This window comes from Streptomyces sp. NPDC006435, assembly GCF_040612315.1.
GTDB lineage: Bacteria > Actinomycetota > Actinomycetes > Streptomycetales > Streptomycetaceae > Streptomyces.
Map to the genome: position 1 here is coordinate 349,714 of NZ_JBEXPY010000002.1, position 19,209 is coordinate 368,922.

The 19,209-nt window shown below is 73.0% G+C and carries 18 protein-coding genes; 9 read left to right on the forward strand and 9 right to left on the reverse strand.

The window, feature by feature from the left end; genetic code table 11:
- Window positions 1–10: 10 nt before the first annotated feature.
- Together ABZZ04_RS03830 and cdgB are read right to left on the reverse strand one after the other, a co-directional pair.
- Entirely contained in the window at window positions 11–979 is a 969-nt protein-coding gene (locus tag ABZZ04_RS03830; protein ID WP_356930567.1) for a carbohydrate-binding protein, read from the reverse strand.
- Between the two features lie 152 nt (window positions 980–1,131).
- Window positions 1,132–2,775 carry a diguanylate cyclase CdgB gene (gene cdgB, locus ABZZ04_RS03835; RefSeq protein WP_356930568.1) on the reverse strand — a complete coding sequence of 548 codons (1,644 nt, stop codon included), beginning with the start codon at window positions 2,773–2,775 and terminating at the stop codon, window positions 1,132–1,134.
- Between the two features lie 414 nt (window positions 2,776–3,189).
- On the opposite strand from cdgB, the gene ABZZ04_RS03840 reads away from it, so the two are divergent.
- Window positions 3,190–3,696 carry a flavin reductase family protein gene (locus tag ABZZ04_RS03840; protein WP_356930569.1) on the forward strand — a complete coding sequence of 169 codons (507 nt, stop codon included), beginning with the start codon at window positions 3,190–3,192 and terminating at the stop codon, window positions 3,694–3,696.
- A 107-nt stretch (window positions 3,697–3,803) separates the two neighbouring features.
- On the opposite strand, the gene arfB is transcribed toward ABZZ04_RS03840, so the two are convergent.
- On the reverse strand, window positions 3,804–4,238 hold the full coding sequence (arfB, locus tag ABZZ04_RS03845; protein ID WP_148837206.1) for an alternative ribosome rescue aminoacyl-tRNA hydrolase ArfB: 435 nt from the start codon (window positions 4,236–4,238) through the stop codon (window positions 3,804–3,806).
- A 318-nt stretch (window positions 4,239–4,556) separates the two neighbouring features.
- Between arfB and ABZZ04_RS03850 the strand changes: the two genes are divergently transcribed.
- Together ABZZ04_RS03850 and ABZZ04_RS03855 are read left to right on the forward strand one after the other, a co-directional pair.
- Window positions 4,557–5,132 (forward strand): TerD family protein, encoded by a 576-nt coding sequence (locus tag ABZZ04_RS03850; protein WP_356930570.1) that lies wholly within the window; start codon window positions 4,557–4,559, stop codon window positions 5,130–5,132.
- A 564-nt stretch (window positions 5,133–5,696) separates the two neighbouring features.
- Complete coding sequence (locus ABZZ04_RS03855) at window positions 5,697–7,277, forward strand: M4 family metallopeptidase (protein WP_356930571.1); 1,581 nt, start codon at window positions 5,697–5,699, stop codon at window positions 7,275–7,277.
- A 52-nt stretch (window positions 7,278–7,329) separates the two neighbouring features.
- On the opposite strand, the gene ABZZ04_RS03860 is transcribed toward ABZZ04_RS03855, so the two are convergent.
- The 4 genes from ABZZ04_RS03860 to ABZZ04_RS03875 all read right to left on the reverse strand — a co-directional run bounded on the left by ABZZ04_RS03860 (window position 7,330) and on the right by ABZZ04_RS03875 (window position 11,373).
- Window positions 7,330–8,697, reverse strand: a complete 1,368-nt coding sequence (locus ABZZ04_RS03860) for a M1 family metallopeptidase (protein ID WP_356930664.1) — start codon at window positions 8,695–8,697, stop codon at window positions 7,330–7,332.
- A 122-nt stretch (window positions 8,698–8,819) separates the two neighbouring features.
- Window positions 8,820–9,989 (reverse strand): YncE family protein, encoded by a 1,170-nt coding sequence (locus ABZZ04_RS03865; RefSeq protein WP_356930665.1) that lies wholly within the window; start codon window positions 9,987–9,989, stop codon window positions 8,820–8,822.
- A 119-nt stretch (window positions 9,990–10,108) separates the two neighbouring features.
- Window positions 10,109–10,705, reverse strand: a complete 597-nt coding sequence (locus ABZZ04_RS03870) for an ankyrin repeat domain-containing protein (RefSeq protein ID WP_356930572.1) — start codon at window positions 10,703–10,705, stop codon at window positions 10,109–10,111.
- 113 nt (window positions 10,706–10,818) lie between these two features.
- Window positions 10,819–11,373, reverse strand: coding sequence for a heme-binding protein (locus tag ABZZ04_RS03875; protein ID WP_356930573.1), 555 nt, complete (start codon window positions 11,371–11,373; stop codon window positions 10,819–10,821).
- Between the two features lie 177 nt (window positions 11,374–11,550).
- Here ABZZ04_RS03875 and ABZZ04_RS03880 point away from each other — a divergent pair, with 177 nt between their 5' ends.
- The 3 genes from ABZZ04_RS03880 (at window position 11,551) to ABZZ04_RS03890 (ending at window position 14,213) form a co-directional block, all read left to right on the forward strand.
- Complete coding sequence (locus tag ABZZ04_RS03880; protein ID WP_356930574.1) at window positions 11,551–12,987, forward strand: sensor histidine kinase; 1,437 nt, start codon at window positions 11,551–11,553, stop codon at window positions 12,985–12,987.
- Window positions 12,984–13,613 carry a response regulator transcription factor gene (locus ABZZ04_RS03885; protein ID WP_356930575.1) on the forward strand — a complete coding sequence of 210 codons (630 nt, stop codon included), beginning with the start codon at window positions 12,984–12,986 and terminating at the stop codon, window positions 13,611–13,613. Before ABZZ04_RS03880 ends, ABZZ04_RS03885 begins: the two co-directional genes overlap by 4 nt.
- Before the next feature lie 102 nt (window positions 13,614–13,715).
- Window positions 13,716–14,213 (forward strand): hypothetical protein, encoded by a 498-nt coding sequence (locus ABZZ04_RS03890; protein WP_356930576.1) that lies wholly within the window; start codon window positions 13,716–13,718, stop codon window positions 14,211–14,213.
- A gap of 59 nt (window positions 14,214–14,272) precedes the next feature.
- Here ABZZ04_RS03890 and ABZZ04_RS03895 read toward each other — a convergent pair whose 3' ends face one another.
- Window positions 14,273–14,950, reverse strand: coding sequence for a pentapeptide repeat-containing protein (locus ABZZ04_RS03895; RefSeq protein ID WP_356930577.1), 678 nt, complete (start codon window positions 14,948–14,950; stop codon window positions 14,273–14,275).
- A gap of 115 nt (window positions 14,951–15,065) precedes the next feature.
- Between ABZZ04_RS03895 and ABZZ04_RS03900 the strand changes: the two genes are divergently transcribed.
- Window positions 15,066–16,280, forward strand: coding sequence for an NAD(P)-binding protein (locus ABZZ04_RS03900; RefSeq protein WP_356930578.1), 1,215 nt, complete (start codon window positions 15,066–15,068; stop codon window positions 16,278–16,280).
- A gap of 45 nt (window positions 16,281–16,325) precedes the next feature.
- Here ABZZ04_RS03900 and ABZZ04_RS03905 read toward each other — a convergent pair whose 3' ends face one another.
- Window positions 16,326–16,799 (reverse strand): GNAT family N-acetyltransferase, encoded by a 474-nt coding sequence (locus ABZZ04_RS03905; RefSeq protein ID WP_356930579.1) that lies wholly within the window; start codon window positions 16,797–16,799, stop codon window positions 16,326–16,328.
- Between the two features lie 206 nt (window positions 16,800–17,005).
- Between ABZZ04_RS03905 and ABZZ04_RS03910 the strand changes: the two genes are divergently transcribed.
- On the forward strand, window positions 17,006–17,701 hold the full coding sequence (locus tag ABZZ04_RS03910) for a rhomboid-like protein (RefSeq protein ID WP_356930580.1): 696 nt from the start codon (window positions 17,006–17,008) through the stop codon (window positions 17,699–17,701).
- A gap of 79 nt (window positions 17,702–17,780) precedes the next feature.
- A complete protein-coding gene (locus tag ABZZ04_RS03915) occupies window positions 17,781–19,181 on the forward strand; it encodes an FAD-dependent oxidoreductase (RefSeq protein ID WP_356930581.1) in 1,401 nt (466 codons plus the stop codon).
- Window positions 19,182–19,209: the final 28 nt, after the last annotated feature.

The following is a 19,209-nucleotide window of genomic DNA, read 5'->3' on the forward strand; positions in this document are numbered from 1 at the left end:
CGCATGCGGTTCAGCGCTTCACGTGACCGGCCTTCAGCGACAGCTGGTCCAGGTTGGCGTCGCACTGGTCGCCCTCGTTGCAGGAGATCATCAGGGTGTTCGGGCCCTTGGTGAGGTTGACGTACGCGAACGTCGTCGTCCACCCCTTCTCCAGGTCGCCCTCGGGGGCGTTGGCGAAGTTCTTCATCCTGATGCCGCGCGGGGCCTCGGCGTTGACCGTGAGGGACGTCTGGGCGTCCTTGCCCGGCACCCCGTAGGTCACGAACAGCGTGTACGGACCGGCCTTCGGGACATCGACCAGCCAGGTCGCCGACCGGCCCACCTCGTTGAGGTTGATGTACTGCCCGTTGGCGCTCTCGGCGCCCTTGACGGTGTTGTCCAGCTGGGCCGTGCCGCCGAGCTTCAGCGTCGCCGCGTCCTGCTTCGGCAGCTCGACCGGCGCCTCGGAGCTGGCGGACTGCTTCGGCTTCGGGGACTCCTCGACCTCCGCGCCGGGACCGGCGGAGGAGGTCGCCTCGTCCTTCTTCTTGTCCTTGCCGTCGCCGCTGATCAGCGCGGCGCCGATGCCGATGAGCACGACCAGGACCACCGCGACCGCACCGATCAGCAGGCCCTTGGTGTTCGGACCGCCCTTGCCGGAGGGGCCGCCGGCACGGCCGTGGCCGCCCTGCTGCACGGCGGTGGCGGCACCGGGATAGGTCTCCGGTGCGGCGTACTGCGCGTTCGGCCGGCCGTACGCCTGCTGCGGGCCGTACCCCGCCTGCTGCGGGACCTGCTGCTGGCCGTACTGGCGCTCGCCGACGGTGCGCACCTGGTTGTACGAGGTACGGGGCACGCCCGGCTGCTGGGCCGCCGGGCCCGGGTAGCCGTAGCCGCCCTGGCGTGGCGGCTGGGCACCCGCCGCCTGTCCGTCCTCGTACAGGTAGCCGAACGGATCGTCGTCCTCGGGCGTGTTTGCGCCGTTGTTCCCGGCCGTCATCCCTGGGTCACTCCTCACCATCTCGCCAGCCGTCGCCGAATGCTGCCAGCCGTGGCCGACCGGCCGAGCCTACCCCGAACGGACCACACCAAGAATTGTCGCCGCAGGTCCCTGAAGCACTCCGGAGCGCGGGGACCACGCGGTCGTGAACGTCAGCCGGCCCTGCGGTGAACCTTCGCCCGGGACCGCTTCTCGACGTACATCCGCTGGTCGGCGGAGCGCAGCACCTCTTCCGCCGTCATCCCGCAGGCGGCCCAGCCGATGCCGAAACTGGCGCCGACGCGCACCGCCCGGCCGTCGACCCGGATGGGCGGAATGATGGCGTTGCGCAGGCGTACGGCCAGATCCGCGGCGTCCGCGGCGCCGAGGCCGTCGGCGAGGACCACGAACTCGTCGCCCCCGAGCCGGGCGACGGTGTCCCCGTCGCGGACACAGGTGGTCAACCGCCGGGCGACCTCGATCAGCACCGCGTCACCGGTGTGGTGGCCGAAGCGGTCGTTGATCGACTTGAAGCCGTCCAGGTCGCAGAAGAGGACCGCGAGCCCCTTCGTGCCGTCGTCCTTGCCCTCCTCGGGCGCGACGGCGTGCACGTGGTGGTCGTACGGGCCGCCGGGCGCCGTGTCCACCTCGTAGCCGTGCGCCCGCGACTCCGGGTCGTCGAAGTCGCCGTAGGCCGCGTCCAGCGCCCCGACCGGGGAGGTGGTGGCCGCGTGCGGGCGGTCGCAGAGCCGGGCGCTCAGCCGGGAGCGCAGCTCGGCGCTGTTGGGCAGGCCGGTGAGCGCGTCGTGCGAGGCACGGTGCGCGAGGTGCAGCTCGTGCCGCTTGCGCTCCTCTATGTCCTCGACGTGGGTGAGCAGGAAGCGGGGACCGTCCGCGGTGTCGGCGACGACGGAGTTGCGCAGCGAGACCCAGATGTAGGAGCCGTCGCGCCGGCCGAGCCGCAACTCGGTCCGGCCGCCCTCGGCGGAGGTGCGCAGCAGGGTGCCGATGTCCTCGGGGTGGACGAGGTCGGCGAAGGAGTAGCGGCGCAGGACGGAGGCGGGGCGGCCGAGCAGCCGGCACAGGGCGTCGTTGGTGCGCAGCAGCCGGCCGTGCTGGTCGCCGCCCAGCTCGGCGATGGCCATGCCGCTGGGGGCGTACTCGAACGCCTGCCGGAAGGACTCCTCGCTGGCCCGCAGCGCCTGCTGCTCCCGCTCCAGCCGGACCAGCGCCCGCTGCATGTTTGCTCTCAGCTTGGCGTTGCTGATCGCAATGGCCGACTGCGACGCGTACATCTGGAGGGCCTCGCGGCCCCAGGCGCCGGGGCGGCGGCCGTTGCGGGGGCGGTCCACGGAGATGACGCCGAGGAGATCGAACCTGCCGCCGGACGCGTACATCGGGGCGTAGAGGCGGTCCTGGGGATGCCACTCGTCCTCGAAGCGGGGGTCGGGCCCGTCGGTGTGCCACTGCGGCACGTCGTCGTCGAGGAGGACCCAGCCGTCGGTGTGCGGTATGAACCGCAGCTCGTCCCACGCCTGGCCCATCGCCAGCCTGCGCTCCCAGGAGGCACGGGAACCGACCCGGCCGGTGATCAGGGCCTCCGCGGCACTGTTGCCGGCGAAGGCGGCGACGACGAGGTCACCGTCGGGGCGGACCATGTTCACGCAGGCCAGCTCGTAACCGAGGCCGCCGACGATTCCGTCGGCCACGGTCTGCAGCGTGTCGGCCAGGCTCCGCGCCGTGTTGAGATCGGCGACGGCCTGGTGCAGCTGCCGCATCGTCGCAAGACGGACATACGGCTCCGACTCGGCCTCCATTGCTCGCACTCCCCGAGACCTCGACAGCACTCCAGGTTTCATATCGACGTACTTACTGCAGTGTCACCACAACTGAATCACAGTGAGCTGTGCCGTCGGTACACAGGGTCAACTAATATTGCACTCTGTGACTCAAGTCACAACAGATCGTAAAGGGGCGCGAGTGCCCCCGGGGCCGTTCCGTCCTTTTCTTGAACGCAAATCCGGGCGTTGCAGCGCCCGCACCCGTCGCCGTGCCCGCCCCGCGTCCGGGCGCCGCCGGCCCGGACCGGCCGTCCGGCGGGGCCGGGGTCCTAGGACCCGGCTGGTCCCCTGGCCCGATGTGGCACGGCGCGGCGCGAGGCTAGCGTTCCGGATGTGTTGCAGACAAAGCCCCCCGCCCCGCGCCCCTCGTCCGTCCCCCATGCTGAGGGGGTGAGCAACGATGAGTTCCGGGCCGCGCTCTCCCGGCTGGCGGCCGGAGTGGTGCTGGTCACCGCCCAGGAACCGCCGCTGGACGAGCACGGACGCGGCGAGGACGTCGGCATGACGGCGACCGCCTTCATGTCGGTGTCGCTGGACCCGCCGCTGGTGATGGTCAGCCTGCGCAACGACTCCCGGATGGACGACCTGCTGTCGGAGCAGCCGCTGTGGGCGGTCTCCGTGCTCGCCGAGGACCAGCGGCAGGTGGCCGGCCGGTTCTCGATGAAGGGCCGGATCAGCGACCGGCTGCTGTTCCAGGACCTCCCCGGCACGCGGGGGGAGTTCACCGGCGCACCGCTGATCGGCGGCGCGCTGGCCACGCTGGAGTGCCGCACCGAGCAGCGGGTGACGGCGGGCGACCACACGCTGGTCATCGGCCGGGTGCTGAGCACGGGCCTGCCGCGCGAGGGCGGACAGCCGCTGATGTACTTCCGGGGAAACTACCGGCAGCTGGGCTGAGCGGGACCGCCGGGCGCCGCGAGCTCACGGGCGCGGGGTGTTGCAGGCCCGGGGTGCCGCAGGGCACCGATGGGGCGTGTGTGATGTGTGGGGACGTGGGGGCGTCGTCACCAGTCGCGGCCGGAGCGGCCGCGCTTCGTCTCGCCGCGCTGCTTCTTCTCCCGCAGCCGCCGTTCGTTGATCCCCCGCGGGATCCTGGTCTTGCGGCGCGGCCTGGGGGGCGGCGCCGTCGCCTCGGCCAGCAGCGAGGCGAGCCGGACGAGGGCCGTCTCGCGGTTGCGCCACTGGGAGCGGTGCTCGGAGGCCCGTACGGCGATCACCCCGCCCACGAGCCGGCTCTCCAGGCGCTGGAGGGCCCGCTCCTTCCACACCTCGGGGAGCGCCTCGGTCGCCGCGAGGTCGAAGCGGAGCTCCACCTGGGAGTCACTGGTGTTGACGTGCTGCCCGCCGGGCCCGGAGGACCGCGAGAAACGCCACATGAGCTCGGCCTCCGGCAGGGAGACCGAACCGCGGATGACATAGGGCCCGGACATGACACCCATGTTCCCCGGCCCGCGGGGTGTCCGTCACCTTCTTTTGCCGCGCTTCCCTCACGCCGCCCCCGGCTCATGCGGCCTTCGGCTCATGCAGCCCTCGGCTCATGCAGCCCTCGGCCACGCCTCCTTCACGCACGCCGCACCGGTCGCCGGCCGGCGTCGGGCCGCCGGACGTCACCGCCGGGCCGCCGGGGTCCGACCGGGGGACTTCGGTAAAGAAAGCAAAGGGAGCAGGAACCTCACGGTCCCCCGCCCGCGTTATGACCTGTGACGGTAGCTTCGTGATGACATGAAGCCCGCACTCGACGATGAAAGGGACTTCCCATGGCTGTAAGCCTGTCCAAGGGCGGCAACGTCTCCCTCACCAAGGAGGCCCCGGGCCTGACCGCCGTCACGGTCGGCCTCGGCTGGGACGTCCGCACCACCACCGGCACCGACTTCGACCTCGACGCCTCGGCGATCGCGGTCAACCCGGCGGGCAAGGTCGTCTCCGACGGCCACTTCGTCTTCTTCAACAACAAGTCGACGCCGGACCAGACCATCGTCCACACCGGTGACAACGTCACGGGCCAGGGCGAGGGCGACGACGAGCAGATCAACGTCAACCTGGCGGGCCTGCCGGCCGACGTCGACAAGATCGTCTTCCCGGTCTCCATCTACGACGCCGAGACCCGCAGCCAGAACTTCGGCCAGGTGCGCAACGCGTTCATCCGCATCATCAACCAGGCCGGCGGCGCCGAGATCGCCCGTTACGACCTGAGCGAGGACGCCGCCACCGAGACCGCCATGGTCTTCGGCGAGCTGTACCGCAACGGTGCGGAGTGGAAGTTCCGCGCCGTCGGCCAGGGCTACGCCTCGGGCCTGCGCGGCATCGCCCAGGACTTCGGCGTCAACATCTGAGCCGACCTCCGGCACGGGATTCCCCGCACGGGATTCCCGACGCCCGGCGTCCGACGCGGATGACCGTCCGACACAGGATGACCGTCCGACACGGATGATCGCCCCATAGGGGTGATCGGATCCCCGGGCACGGAACGGAAAAACCCCCGGCTGTCACGGCCGGGGGTTTTTCGTGCCCGCGAACCGGGCCGCCGACTTTCCCGGGCACTTCCTTTCCCGGACCCCTTTTCCTCCCGCCGCTTCCCCACCCGCTTTCTGCGGCCCCCTCCTTTCCGCCGCTTTTCTTCGCACGGGCCCCACGACCTTCGCACCGGCCCCACGAGCGGAGCCTTCGACTCCCTCGTCCCAGGTCGTCGGCAGTTCCGCCGAACCCGGCACGCCCGTAACGCCCCACGATGTCCGCCGTGTCCAACTCCCCTGCCGGATAACGAACACAGGCGTATTCCATTCGGACAAGAGGTGGTCAAAAAAATGTGAGGCATTTGTTAGCACACCGTCAATCTCGGTCTTTCGGTGGCACGCTCTCCGCTCGTAACCCCCCACGGAACGAGCAACGGAGAACGCATGACCCCCCACATGAACACCCGTCGCGCCGCTGCCCTGGCCGCCGTGGCCGCGATGGTCGTCGTCGGCGTCCAGACCGGTGCGGCCAACGCCTCGCCGGACAACGGAACTGACGGCCCCTCCGCCACTCGCAGCGTCGTCCCCTTCGGCGCGAACAAGGCATCGCAGCGCACCGCCGCCATCAAGTCCGCCCAGTCCGAATCCTCTTCGGCCGCCGAGTCCCTCGGTCTCGGCGGCAAGGAGAAGCTGATCGTCCGTGACGTGATCAAGGACGCCGACGGCACCGTCCACACCCGCTACGAGCGCACCTACGCCGGCCTGCCGGTGCTCGGCGGCGACCTCATCACCCACACCGCCGCCGGCGGGAAGCTCAAGGGCGTCACCAAGGCCACCGAGGCGCGGATAGCCGTGCCGTCCACGACGGCGAAGATCAAGACCGCGGCCGCCGCGCGCAAGGTGATCTGGGCGAGCGGCGGCAAGCCCGTCCTCGCCCTCGAAACGGTGAAGAAGGGCGTGCAGAAGGACGGCACGCCGAGCAGGATGCACATCATCACCGACGCGAACACCGGCAAGGAGCTCCGGAGGTTCGAGGCGATCGAGACCGGTGTCGGCCACAGCCAGTACAGCGGCGACGTCGACCTGACGACCACCGGGAGCGGCTCCGGCTTCGAGCTGACCGACGGCGAGCGCGGCGGCCACAAGACGTACGACCTGAACCAGGGCGAGAGCGGCACCGGCGACCTCGTCACGGACGACGACGACACCTGGGGCGACGGCACCGGCGGCGACCGCCAGACCGCCGCCGTGGACGCCGCCTACGGCGCCGCGCAGACCTGGGACTTCTACAAGTCGGCGTTCGGCCGCGAGGGCATCGCCGGTGACGGCAAGGCCGCGTACTCGCGGGTCCACTACGGCGACGCGTACGTCAACGCGTTCTGGGACGACAGCTGCTTCTGCATGACGTACGGCGACGGCGCCGACAACAAGAGCGCGCTGACCGCCATCGACGTCGCGGGCCACGAGATGAGCCACGGCCTGACCTCGTCCACCGCCAACCTCGACTACTTCGGCGAGTCCGGCGGCCTGAACGAGGCGACCAGCGACATCCTCGGCACCTCGGTGGAGTTCGCCGCCGACAACAGCACGGACGTCGGCGACTACCTCATCGGCGAGAAGATCGACATCAACGGCGACGGCACCCCGCTGCGCTACATGGACGAGCCGAGCAAGGACGGCGGCTCGGCCGACTACTGGGACAGCAACGTCGGCGACCTCGACGTGCACTACTCCTCCGGTGTCGCCAACCACTTCTTCTACCTGCTGTCCGAGGGCAGCGGCGCGAAGACCATCAACGGGGTCGACTACGACTCCCCGACCTCCGACGGCTCGACCGTCACCGGCATCGGCCGGGACAAGGCCGTCCAGATCTGGTACAAGGCCCTCGCCGAGTACATGACGTCCTCCACCGACTACGCGGGCGCCCGTGAGGCGACCGAGAAGGCGGCGACCGACCTGTACGGGGCGGACAGCGAGGAGCTCTCCGCCGTCCAGGCCGCCTGGAGCGGCGTCAACGTGAAGTAACCCGACCGCGGGGCAGGGAAAGCGGAGAAGCACCAGAACACGCGGGAGCCGGTCAGTCCTTCGGGGCGGGCCGGCTCCTGCCGTACAGCCAGGTGTCCCACAGCTCCGTCAGGTCCCGGCCCGTCGTCCGTTCCGCGTACGCGGTGAAGTCGGCGGTCGAGGCGTTGCCGTGCCGGTGGGCCCTCGTCCAGCCCCGCAGGAGCGCGAAGAAGCGTTCGTCGTCGGCCATCGTGCGCCGGAGCTCATGGACGACCATCGCCCCGCGCCCGTACACCGGGGCCTGCGAGATGTCCTTCGCGCTCGGCGGATCGGCGGGCGGGAAGGCCCAGTTGGCGTCGTCCTCGAAGGCCTCGTCGAACGAGTCCTGGACCGGGACGCCCTCCTTGTCGGCCGCCCACAGCCACTCCGCGTAGGTCGCGAAGCCCTCGTTGAGCCACATGTCCCGCCAGCTCTCCGGCGTGACGGAGTCCCCGAACCACTGGTGGGCCATCTCGTGGACCAGCAGCCCGGCGTCCGGCGGGCCGGGGAAGAACGGCCGGTCCTGGGTCTCCAGCGCGTAACCGGCGTCCCCGGGGCGGTCGACGATCGCGCCCGTGGCGGTGAAGGGGTAGGGGCCGAACCGTTCCGCCTCCCACTTCACGACCTCGGGGATCCGGGCGAGGATCCGCTCGCTCTCCTTCGCGACGGTCGTGTCGGCGGCGGTGAACACCTCGATGCCGTCCGCGGTCCTCGACGTCCGGGTGGTGTAGCGGCCGACGGCGACCGTGGCGAGGTAGCTCGCCATCGGTTCGGGGGTGCGCCAGCGGTACGTGGTGGTGGCGCCCGAGGTGCGGCGGGAGACCGGTTCGCCGTTGGAGACGGCCGTCAGTCCCCCGGGGACCGTGACGGCGATGTCGTACGTCGCCTTGTCGCTCGGGTGGTTGTTGCCGGGGAACCAGGTCATCGAGCCGGTCGGTTCGCCGAGCGCGACCGATCCGTCGGCGGTCCGCAGCCAGCCCTCCTGCGAGCCGTCGGGGTCGGTGAGGGTGCGCGGCGAACCGGAGTAGCGGACGACCGTGCGGAAGGTGCCGCCCTCGCGCAGCCGGTCCTCGACCTCGGCGGCGGGGCGCAGCGTCAGCTCGTGGCCCGTCCGGTTGACGGCGGCCGGGCGGCCCTCGACGGTCGCGGAGTCCACGGTGAGTCCGGCGAGGTCGAGGTCGAAGGCGCTGAGGTCCTGGGTCGCGCGGGCGGTGATCGTGGCGGTGCCGCGCAGCCGGTGGGCGGCCGGGTCGACGTCGAGCACGAGGTCGTAGTGCGTGACGTCGTAGCCGCCGTTGCCGAGCTTCGGGAAGTACGGATCGCGCAGGCCGGACGCGCCGGGCGTGCCCCGGACACCGCCGGTGTCGCCGGTGCAGGCGGCGGACGCCGCCAGTACCAGCAGGGCTGCGGCGGCGGCTCGGGCCGTACGGTGCACGGGCGTTCGCTGGTCCACACCGGCGATCCTAGGACGTTTCCGGCGAATGCCGCCCTCCGGACCCGGCAGGGCCGACGGGTCCGGAGGGGTCAGAGGACCGCGATCCCGAGCGGGCGGGCCGTCGCCGGGACCTCGTACGGCCGTCGTCCGCCCGTGAGGTCGACGACGGTGATGCCGTTGCCGTACCCCTCGCGGGTGAAGCCCTGGGTGACGTACGCCGTGCGGCCGTCCCCGGACACCGCCACGTCCTCGTGCGGGCCGTCCAGCGGCACGACGCGTTCGGAGCCGTCGGGGGCGCGGACGGTCAGGGACGGGCCCCGGTCCTCGGAGAGGATCGGGCCGGTGCCGACGACGAGGAGGGTGCCGTCGGGGGCGAGCGTCGCCCCGTGCTGGTGGGTGTCGGCCGTCATCCGCTCGACGGTGGACTTCCCGGTGCGCGGGTCGAGGACGACGAGCCGTTCCCCCTCGAAGGGCAGCAGCAGTCTGCCGTCGGCGGGGCGGACGACGGCGTAGTGCGGCTTCAGCCAGGAGCCGAGGCCGCCCTCGGTGCCGTACGGGGCGACCTCGAAACGCCGCGTCTCGCGCGTGTCCGTGTCCACCGCCGTGACGTCGAAGGAGTCGTGGCCGGTGGCGTACACCTCGCTGCCGTCCGGCGAGACGTCCACGTCGAAGGGGCGGCGGCCCACCGGCACCGTGGCGGTGATCTTCCAGGTCGCGGTGTCGACGATCTCCAGCACGCCGTTGCGGCCGGGCACGTTGACGCCGACGTAGACGTGCCGGCCGTCGGGGGCGAGGGCGATGCCCATGCCGCCGCCCCGGTACTCGCCGGTGGTGGCGGGGCCGGTCTCCGTCCGGTACGGGATGCGGGTGAGGCGGGTACGGGTCGTGGTGTCCACGACGGCGACGCCCTCGGCGGTCGCCACCCAGGCCAGCCCGTCGTCGCCGACGACGAGGCCGTAGGGCGCGGTGCCGACCCGGACGGAGCCGAGCCGGTGCCGGTCGCGGCCCGGCCGCGGGTCGACGAACGTCACGGTGTCGCCGCCGAAGTCGGCGACCAGGAGCGTGCCGCGCGGGGTCGCCGCGGACGTGGACGGTGCCGGCCGCGGGGAGTCCGGCGCCCGGGACCCGGCGGGCGCGGAGGCCGACGGACCGGTCCCGGCGGCCGGGCCGTCCGCCGCCCCGGCCCGGGTATCGGTCGCGCAGCCCGCGAGCACGGCGGCCGCGGCGAGCGCCACCACCGCGCGGCGCGCGTGCGCCATGCGGCGCGCGTTCACCGGGCGTCCCGTGTCCTTCGCACGGCGCGCGTTCACCGGGCGTTCCACGTGCACCGGGTGTCCCGTCCGCCCCGTACGGCGCGTTTCCACCGCGCGGCGCGCGTTCACCGGGCGTCCCGCAGCCGGGCGGCGATCTCCGTGAAGCCGCGGCGTTCCGCGTGCTCCAGCGCGGTCACCCCGTCACCGTCCGGAAGGCCGACGTCCGCACCGGCCGCCAGCAGGAGCTCGACGATCTCCTGGTGCGCCCGGCCGCCGTCGCCGAGGATCACGGCCTCCAGCAGGGCCGTCCAGCCGAGCCGGTTCACATGGTCGACGTCGATGTCCGTGACCCGGAGCAGTTCCCGCACGTAGGGCGCGTGGCCGCGCTCGCTCGCCGGGATGAGCGCGATGCCGCCGAACCGGTTGCGCAGCTTCAGGTCGGGGCCGGCCGGCAGGAGGGTGCGCAGCATCGGGACGCTGCCGGTGACCCCGGTCGCCAGCCAGGGGCTCTCCTCGCGCAGGTCCTGCGCGTCGGGGTCCGCGCCCGCCGTCACGAGCAGCCGGGCGGCCTCGACGTGGTCCCCGTGGACGGCGAGGAGCAGCGGGGTGCGCAGTTCCTCGTCGCGGCAGTCGACGCGGGCGCCGCCCTCGATCGCGGTCCGCACTCCGTCGGTGTCGCCGGTGCGCGCGGCGTCGAGCAGTTGTCGGTCGAGGGCGTTCATGTCGTGGCTCCTGTGAATCGGTCCGCCCGGCCGCCCGTTCGGCTCCGCCCCGCCGCTGCTGCGACGGGGCGGGACGGCCGGGCGGCCGGGTGGCTCGTCTGCCGTACCGGTCGTTACTTGGCGAGGGCCGCGGCGCCGGCCCGGGCGAACTTCTCGTCCAGGTCGCCGGACGGGGCGCCGGCGACGCCGATGCCCGCGATCGGGGCGCCCTTCGCGGTGACGGGGGCGCCGCCGGCGAGGAAGAGGGTGCCGGGGATGTCCTTCAGCGTCGGGGCGTTCTGCAGGCGCTTGACCAGCTCGGAGGTCGGGGCGTTCCAGGAGACGGCGGTGTACGCCTTCTTCACGGCCGACTCGTAGGACTGCGGGCCGGCGCCGTCGCCGCGCAGGGTGACGACGGTGTTGCCGTTGCGGTCGACGACGGCGACCGAGACCCGCTGGTTCTCCTTCTCCGCCGCGTCCAGCGTCGCCTGCGCGGCCTTCGTCGCCGCCTCGATCGTCAGGTGGGTGCTCTGCATGAGGTTGCCGTCCGTGGCGTCGGCCGCGACGGCGGCGGGCGCGGCGGCCGGGGTGGAGGCGCTGGCGGACACGGCGCCGAACGTACCGGCACCGAGGGCGGCGACGAGGGCGGCACCGGTCAGGACACGGGTGCGGACGGACAGCTTCTTCACGGTGACTCCTACGGCTACGGCTGCGACAGCGGCGGACGAGCCCGTTCGGCTCTGACATCCATGCTCCGGCCGCCCACGGCCCCGTACCGTCGATGGACCGGCTCGATGCCGGGCGCGGGACGGCCGACGGTCCCATCAGCCGATCGGTTGATGCGAAGCCACCCGTCCGGGGTGATCGTGGAGGTATCACGACTGGGGAGCGAGAGGTACGAGGTGGAGCACCGACCCCGATCGGCACCCGGCACGGGCCGGATGCCCGACGCCCCGGCCGCACGGGGCGCGGCCACCGACCGGCCCCTGCCCGCGGACCACGACGGCCGCTCCCCCCTGACCGACCGGCTGCTGTCCGCGGGCCGCGACCGGCGCGCCCCCGCCGACCGGACGCCCGATCCGGACGCCCGGTGGCTCACGCTCCTGATGCACGCCGCGTTCTTCCTGCTGCTCGGCGCCTCGCTCACCCGCTTCCTGCTGCGGCACCCCGGCGAGGCCCGCACCCCGTGGATCATCGCGCTCTCCGTCGCCCTGGCCGCGCTGTACGTGCTCGGACCCGTGCTCGGCTCGCGTCCGACGCCGCGCTCCCTGGTGTGGCTGGGGGTGCTGGTCGCCGTGTGGATGGTGCTGGTGGTCCTCGCGCCGAGCTTCGCGTGGTGCGCGGTGCCGCTCTTCTACACCGGGCTGCGCATCCTCCCGCCGCGCGCCGCGCTCGCCCTCGTCTGCCTGCTCACCCTGTTCGTCGTCGCCGCGCAACTGCGGCTGGCCAAGGGCTTCGACCCGAACCTGGTGCTCGCCCCGCCCGCCGTGGCGGCCATCGCGACGGCGGTCTTCGTCCACATGCAGCGGCAGGCCGCGCGCCAGCGCGAACTGTCCGAGCAGCAGCGCGAACTGATCACCGACCTGCTGCGCACCCGCCGCGAACTGGCCGCCACCGAACGCCGCGAGGGAACCCTCGCGGAACGCCAGCGGCTCTCCATGGAGATCCACGACACCCTCGCGCAGGGCCTGTCCAGCCAGCAGATGCTGCTCCAGGCCGCCGACCGCACCTGGGACACCGACCCGGCGACCGCCCGCCGCCACGTCCGTACGGCCACCACCATCGCGGAGAGCAACCTCGCCGAGGCCCGCCGCTTCGTCCACGACCTGGCCCCGGCCGACCTCGCGGAGGGCGGCGGCCTGGAGGCGGCCCTGCACGCCCTGGCCACCCGTGAGACGGCGCAGTCGCAGGGGCGGCTCACCGTCCACTGCCACGTGGAGGGCGAGGGCCACGCCCCGCTGCCCGACCGGGTGCAGTCCGCGCTCCTGCGCATCGCCCAGGGCGCGCTGGCCAACGTGAAGGAGCACGCGCACGCGACGGAGGCGGCGCTGACCCTGACCCACCTCGACGACCGGGTCGTCCTGGACATCACCGACGACGGGCAGGGCTTCGTGCCGCCCGAGCACCCCGGCCCCGCCAGGGGCGTGCGCGGTCACGGGCTGCCCGCGATCCGGGCCCGGCTGCACCAGCTCGGCGGCACGCTGACGATCGAGTCGGCGCCGGGCGAGGGTACGGTGCTGTCCGCCGCCGTGCCGCTCACCCCCGCCACCGCCCCACCGACCGCCCCGGAGGACCTCGCATGACCGCGACGCCGCCCGTACGCATCCTGCTCTGCGACGACCACGTCGTCGTACGCGCCGGTCTGCTCGCCCTCCTCGGCAGCGAACCGGACATCGAGGTCGTCGGCGAGGCAGGCAGCGGCGAGGAGGCCGTCGCCCTGGCCGCCAAGCTCACCCCGGACGTCGTCCTGATGGACCTTCAGCTCGGCGAGGGCATCGACGGCGTCGAGGCGACCCGCCGCATCGCCGCCACCGGCGTCCACGTGCTGGTCCTCACCACGTACGACACGGACGCCGACATCACCCGCGCCATCGAGGCGGGCGCCACCGGCTACCTGCTGAAGGCCGAGCGCCCGGAGGAGCTCTTCGCCGCGATCCGCTCGGCCGCCCAGGGCCGCACGACGCTCTCCCCGCCGGTGGCCAGCCGGGTCATGGCCCGGATGCGCAAGCCCCTGCCCACCCTCACCGACCGGGAGCTCGACATCCTGGCCCAGCTCTCCCACGGCCTGGGCAACCGCGACATCGCCCGCGCCCTGTTCATCAGCGAGGCCACGGTCAAGACCCACCTGGGCCGGATCTACGACAAGCTCGGCGTCGACACCCGCGCGGGCGCCGTCGCCGTGGCGAAGGAACAGCGCCTGCTGCCGTGACCCCGGGCCCGGAGACGGCTTCCGGGAGGGGCGGCCGGTCGGGCGACCGGCCCGCCCGGCCGACCGGCTCCCGCGGAGCCGGGGGCATGACACCATCGAGGCGTGCTCGACATCGGCTACTCCCTCTCCCGGCGCTTCCCCGACCCGCCGCAGACCGACTACCGCCGCGCGGACGTCCACGCGCTGCGGCACGACCTGTTCTCCGGGGACGTCTACCTCGCGGACACCAAGGAGGACCGCGAGGTCTCCACGGCCTGGGGATGGGTGCCGGTGCTCGACTTCGCGTGGGCGCTGTGCGACATCGTCGAGCAGATCGACCGGGATCCGCGCGGCAACCGCTCGCACCGGCAGCAGTTCGCCGAGCTGGACTTCACCGAGTCGTCCGACCGGATGCTCTTCGAGCGCCGTTTCGGCTGGGTGGACATCGAGGCCGACTGGATGCCCGGCGACGAACCCCCGCTCACCTTCAGCCACTCGCTGCTGCGCCGCGAGGCCCGCGACTTCCTGCACGATCTGATCGCCGACCTCTCCGACATGCACGAGGGGCTCGCCGACAACCCCGTGATCTGGGACCTCCAGGCCCGCTTCCCCCGCGTCTGACCCCGCGGGGCCCGCACTCGTGCCCCGTACCCGTGCGGGCCCCGCCCCGTCCGTGGTCGCTACGCCTCCACCCGCACCCCGATCTGTGCCGCGAACGCGGGTGCCAGCTCCATCAGTTGTACCGGGCTGATCACCGCGCCCGACAGCCGCTCCACCCCGCGTGCGATGTCCAGCTCCGCGACCGCCCGCAGGTCCACCGCGTCCATCCGCACGGAGCTGAAGTCGACCCGCCTCAGCACGCAGTCGCGGAACTCCACCCGCGTCAGCTGCGCGTCCCCGAAGTCCGGCTCGGAGAGCACGCAGCCCTCGAACACCACGTCCTTGAGCCGCGCCTTCCGCAGATTCAGGTAGTCGATCTTCCCACCGCGCACGAGCACCCGCTCCAGCACCGCGCCGTGCAACTGCACCCCGCCCAGCCGCGCGTCCACCACCTCCACGTCACGCAGCGACGCCCCCGCGAGGTCGGTGCCCACGCCCCGTACGCCCGTCAGCACCGAGTCGATGAACCGGGCCCTGCCCAGCTCCGTGCGGTCCAGCACGCAGCCGTCCAGCGCGCAGTCCATGAACCGGGCCCCGGGGCCCGAGCCGTCCGCGAGGTCCGTCCCGTCGAACCGCACCCCGTCGTAGTCGCCGTCCGGCTCCAGTCCCGCGCCGTCGTACGGGACGAGCGGCGGCAGCCGCACCTCCGGCCGCCGCGCCGTCGCGATGGTGTCCGTCTTCCTGCTGCTGCGTGCCATCCCCCCATCGTGACCCACGCCACTGACAACGCCCCTCCCCGATGTCACGAACCGCGCCCCGCGAACCGTCCAGTGGTCGGCAGCACGCTCCAGCGAAGGAGAAGGAGACCGGGAGATGCAGCGCATCCACATCATCGGCGGCGGCCTCGCCGGATTCACCGCGGCGATCACCGCCGCCGAGTCCGGCGTCCGGGTGACCCTCCACGAGGCCCACCACACCCCCGGCGGACGGGCCAGGACCGCCGAGGGCACGTACCTCACCAACGAGGGGCCGCACGCCCTGTACTCCCGCGGGCCGCACTGGGCCTGGCTCGACCGGCGGGGGCTCCTCGGCTCCGTCGTCACCGTGCCGCCCCTCGAAGGCACCAGGCTCCGTTTCCGCCTCGGGGGCACCCTGCGCCGCGTCCCGCCGCTCGCCCTCCTCCGGCTCGCCCGCCGGGGCGCGAAGCACGCCCCCGTCGACGTCGACTTCCGCACCTGGGCCACCGGGCAGGTCGGCGAGGAGGCCGCCCGCGCGGCCTCGCACTACGCCGCCGTGGCGCTCTACCACCACGACCCCGGCGCGCTCTCCGCCGCGTTCGTCCAGGAGCGGCTGCACCGCGCCGCCGCGCTGCCGCCCGAGGCCCGCTACCCCGTGGGCGGCTGGGCCCAGGTGATCGACCGGATGGCGGCCCGCGCCTGGAACCTCGGCGTCCGGGTCGAGACGGCGTCCCGGGTCGACGCCGCCGGCCTCGCCGACCTGAGCCGGCAGGGTCCGGTGGTCGTCGCCACCTCCCTCGACTCGGCCCGCGTCCTGCTCGGTGACCCCTCGCTGGTCTGGGACAGCGGCAGGACCGCCCTGGTCGACCTGGCCCTGCGCACCCGGCGCGGCGACGCGTTCGCCGTGTCCGACCTGGACGCCCCCGGCTGGATCGAGCGCTTCAGCGCCCAGGACCGCACCCTCGCACCCGCCGGGCAGCAGCTCCTCCAGGGGCAGTTCCCCCTCGCCCCGGACGAGCCCCGGTCCGTGGGCATCGCCCGCGCCGAGGAGGTCCTCGACCTCGGCTTCCCCGGCTGGCGGGAGCGCGTCCAGTGGCGGAGCGAGGCCACCTCGTCCGGCCGCACCGGCGCGGTCGACCGGCCCGGCACCACCTGGCGCGACCGGCCCGCCATCGACCGCGGCGACGGCGTCTACCTCGCGGGCGACCAGGTCGCGGCGCCCGGCCTGCTCAGCGAGGTGTCGTTCAACAGCGGCATGGAGGCGGCCCTGCTCGCCACCGGGGCGACGGAGATCCACCGCCCCCGCACCGGCCGCACCCGTCGCACCGACCGCACCGCAACGGCTGGGTGACCCGGACCCCGGGGCGGCCCCTCGGAGGGGGCGGGCCGCCCCGGCTCACCGCCCGCCGAGTCCGGCCAGCGCCCCGTCCGTCAGCCGGTACACCGTCCACTCGTCCTGCGGCCGGGCGCCCAGCGACTCGTAGAACGCGATGGACGGGGCGTTCCAGTCCAGGACCGACCACTCCAGGCGCTGGTAGCCGCGCTCCACGCAGATCCGGGCCAGCTCCGTCAGCAGCGCCTTCCCGTGCCCGCCGCCGCGCCGCTCCGGGCGTACGTACAGGTCCTCCAGGTAGATGCCGTGCACCCCGCGCCAGGTGGAGAAGTTCAGGAACCACAGCGCGAAACCGACCGCCTCGCCGTCGTCGGCCTCGGCGATGTGCGCGTACGCGGCGGGCCGCTCGCCGAACAGCGCCTCGTGCAGCTGTTCCTCGGTGGCCCTCGCCTCGTCCAGGGCCTTCTCGTATTCGGCCAGCTCACGGACCATGGCGTGGATGACGGGGACGTCGGCGGGGGTGGCGGTACGAATCATGGGGGCAGGGTAAACGGGAACGTCCGTTCCGGTCCGCCCCGTCCCGAGGGCCGGACCGGGCGCCCGCTCCCCGGACCGGGTGGCGATCCCGGATACCCACTCCCCGAACCGGGCCGGATGGCGCTCCCCGGACCGGACCGGGTGGCGGTCGGAGCGGCCGGGATGTCGCTCACGCGGACGATCACGGAGCCGTGCGTCAATCGGTCATGACTCCGCGCAGCCCCGCCCCGCCCGCCCGGCGCCGCACCACCGCCGGATCATGGCTCCGTACCGTCGGCCCGTGGCTCCGCGTCATCGGCTCGTGGATCCGCAGCGCACCCGGCACCTACCTCTGGCTGGCCGCGCTCTTCGTCACCACCGTCATCGTCCACCGGATGTCGCCGGACTTCGAGGAGGACTTCCTGCGCGAGCGCTCGACCAACCTCGACGGGCTCTCCCAGGACCCCGTGCGCGTCCTGATCGCCAGCGCCTTCTGGATCGACGGCGGACGCTGGCTGCCCTGTGCCGCCCTGTACACCGTCTTCCACGCCCCCGCCGAACGCCGGCTCGGCACCCCGCGCTGGCTCGCCGTCGTCGTCCTGTCCCACGTCCTCGCCACCCTCGTCAGCGAGGGCGTCCTGGCCTGGGCGATCCGGCACGGGCACGTGCCGCAGTCCGCCACCGGCACCCTCGACATCGGGGTCAGCTACGCGCTCGCGGGCGTCGTCGGCGTCATCACGTACCTCGTTCCGCCGCTCTGGCGCCGCGTGTACCTCTTCTCCGTCCTCGTCGTCTACGGCATCCCCCTCGTCACCGGCCACGGCTTCACCGACGTCGGCCACTTCACCGCCGTGCTCGTCGGCCTCGCCTGCCGACCACTGGTACCGCCCCGGACCGGGACGGAAGCCCCCTCGGCGCAGTAACGTCCCGCCCGGAGAGCACACACCCTTCACGCCGCGGCGTCACACCGGACGGCGTCACACCGGACAAACCAGGGGCAACATGAGCACCGTCAGCACCGTCAACGGCGGCATATCGTTCTGGTACGCGGACCAGGGCACTCCCCCCGCCCGGGAGCCCCTGCCCGGCGACACCACCGCCGACGTCTGCATCGTCGGCGGCGGGTACACCGGGCTGTGGACCGCCTACTACCTCAAGAAGGCCGTCCCCTTCCTCAACATCACCGTCCTGGAGGCCAGGTTCTGCGGATACGGCGCCTCCGGACGCAACGGCGGCTGGCTCTACAACGGCATCGCGGGCCGCGACCGCTATGCGAAGCTCCACGGCCACGACGCCGCCGTCCGCCTCCAGCAGGCGATGAACGAGACCGTCGACGAGGTCGTGCGGGTGGCCGCCGAGGAGAACATCGACGCCGACATCCACCGCGGCGGCGTCCTCGAAGTCGCCTACACGCCCGCCCAGTTGGCCCGGCTCAAGGACTTCCACTCCGTGGAGATCGCCTTCGGCGAGACGGACCGCGTGCTGCGCGGCGCCCGCGAGACCTGCGAACGCGTCAACGTCACCGGGGCCGTCGGCTCCACCTGGACCCCGCACGGCGCCCGGCTGCACCCGGTCAAGCTCGTCAAGGGCCTCGCCGCGACCGTCGAGGCGCTCGGCGTGACCATCCACGAGTCGACGCCCGTCACCGAGATCAAACCGAAGCACGCGCACACCCCGTACGGCACCGTCCGCGCCCCGTACGTCCTGCGCTGCACCGAGGGCTTCACCGCGAACCTCAAGGGCCAGCGGCGCACCTGGCTCCCCATGAACTCCTCGATGATCGTCACCGAGCCGCTGCCGCAGTCCGTCTGGGACACCATCGGCTGGGACGGCCGCGAGACCCTCGGCGACATGGCGCACGCCTACATGTACGCCCAGCGCACCGCGGACGACCGGATCGCGCTCGGCGGCCGGGGCGTCCCGTACCGCTTCGGCTCGGCCACCGACAACGACGGCCGCACCCGGCCCGCGACCGTCGAGGCCCTGCGCGAGATCCTCGTCCGGTTCTTCCCCACCACCGCGGGCGCCCGCATCGACCACGCCTGGTCGGGCGTGCTCGGCGTCCCCCGCGACTGGTGCGCCACCGTCACCCTCGACCGCTCCACCGGCCTCGGCTGGGCGGGCGGGTACGTCGGCTCCGGCGTCGCCACCACCAATCTCGCCGCCCGCACCCTGCGCGACCTGATCCAGCAGGACTCCGGCCAGAGCGGCCCCACCGAACTGACCGAACTGCCCTGGGTCGGCCACAAGGTCCGCCGCTGGGAGCCGGAGCCCTTCCGCTGGATCGGCGTCCACGGCATGTACGCCGCCTACCGCGCCGCCGACCGCCGCGAACTCACCTCGCCGCGGGCCGGCACGGACCCGGTCGCGAAGGTCGCGGACCGGCTGGCCGGACGGCACTGACCGCAACGACGGACGGGCCCCCGCCACC

Excerpts from the sequence above, each read along its gene's own strand:
- ABZZ04_RS03905 (WP_356930579.1), bottom strand. The coding sequence starts at position 16,799 with ATGATTCGTACCGCCACCCCCGCCGACGTCCCCGTCATCCACGCCATG.
- ABZZ04_RS03915 (WP_356930581.1), top strand. The coding sequence starts at position 17,781 with ATGAGCACCGTCAGCACCGTCAACGGCGGCATATCGTTCTGGTACGCG.
- ABZZ04_RS03855 (WP_356930571.1), top strand. The coding sequence starts at position 5,697 with ATGACCCCCCACATGAACACCCGTCGCGCCGCTGCCCTGGCCGCCGTG.
- ABZZ04_RS03830 (WP_356930567.1), bottom strand. The coding sequence starts at position 979 with ATGACGGCCGGGAACAACGGCGCAAACACGCCCGAGGACGACGATCCG.
- ABZZ04_RS03885 (WP_356930575.1), top strand. The coding sequence starts at position 12,984 with ATGACCGCGACGCCGCCCGTACGCATCCTGCTCTGCGACGACCACGTC.
- arfB (WP_148837206.1), bottom strand. The coding sequence starts at position 4,238 with ATGGGTGTCATGTCCGGGCCCTATGTCATCCGCGGTTCGGTCTCCCTG.
- ABZZ04_RS03865 (WP_356930665.1), bottom strand. The coding sequence starts at position 9,989 with ATGGCGCACGCGCGCCGCGCGGTGGTGGCGCTCGCCGCGGCCGCCGTG.
- ABZZ04_RS03870 (WP_356930572.1), bottom strand. The coding sequence starts at position 10,705 with ATGAACGCCCTCGACCGACAACTGCTCGACGCCGCGCGCACCGGCGAC.
- ABZZ04_RS03895 (WP_356930577.1), bottom strand. The coding sequence starts at position 14,950 with ATGGCACGCAGCAGCAGGAAGACGGACACCATCGCGACGGCGCGGCGG.
- ABZZ04_RS03910 (WP_356930580.1), top strand. The coding sequence starts at position 17,006 with ATGACTCCGCGCAGCCCCGCCCCGCCCGCCCGGCGCCGCACCACCGCC.
- ABZZ04_RS03850 (WP_356930570.1), top strand. The coding sequence starts at position 4,557 with ATGGCTGTAAGCCTGTCCAAGGGCGGCAACGTCTCCCTCACCAAGGAG.
- cdgB (WP_356930568.1), bottom strand. The coding sequence starts at position 2,775 with ATGGAGGCCGAGTCGGAGCCGTATGTCCGTCTTGCGACGATGCGGCAG.
- ABZZ04_RS03900 (WP_356930578.1), top strand. The coding sequence starts at position 15,066 with ATGCAGCGCATCCACATCATCGGCGGCGGCCTCGCCGGATTCACCGCG.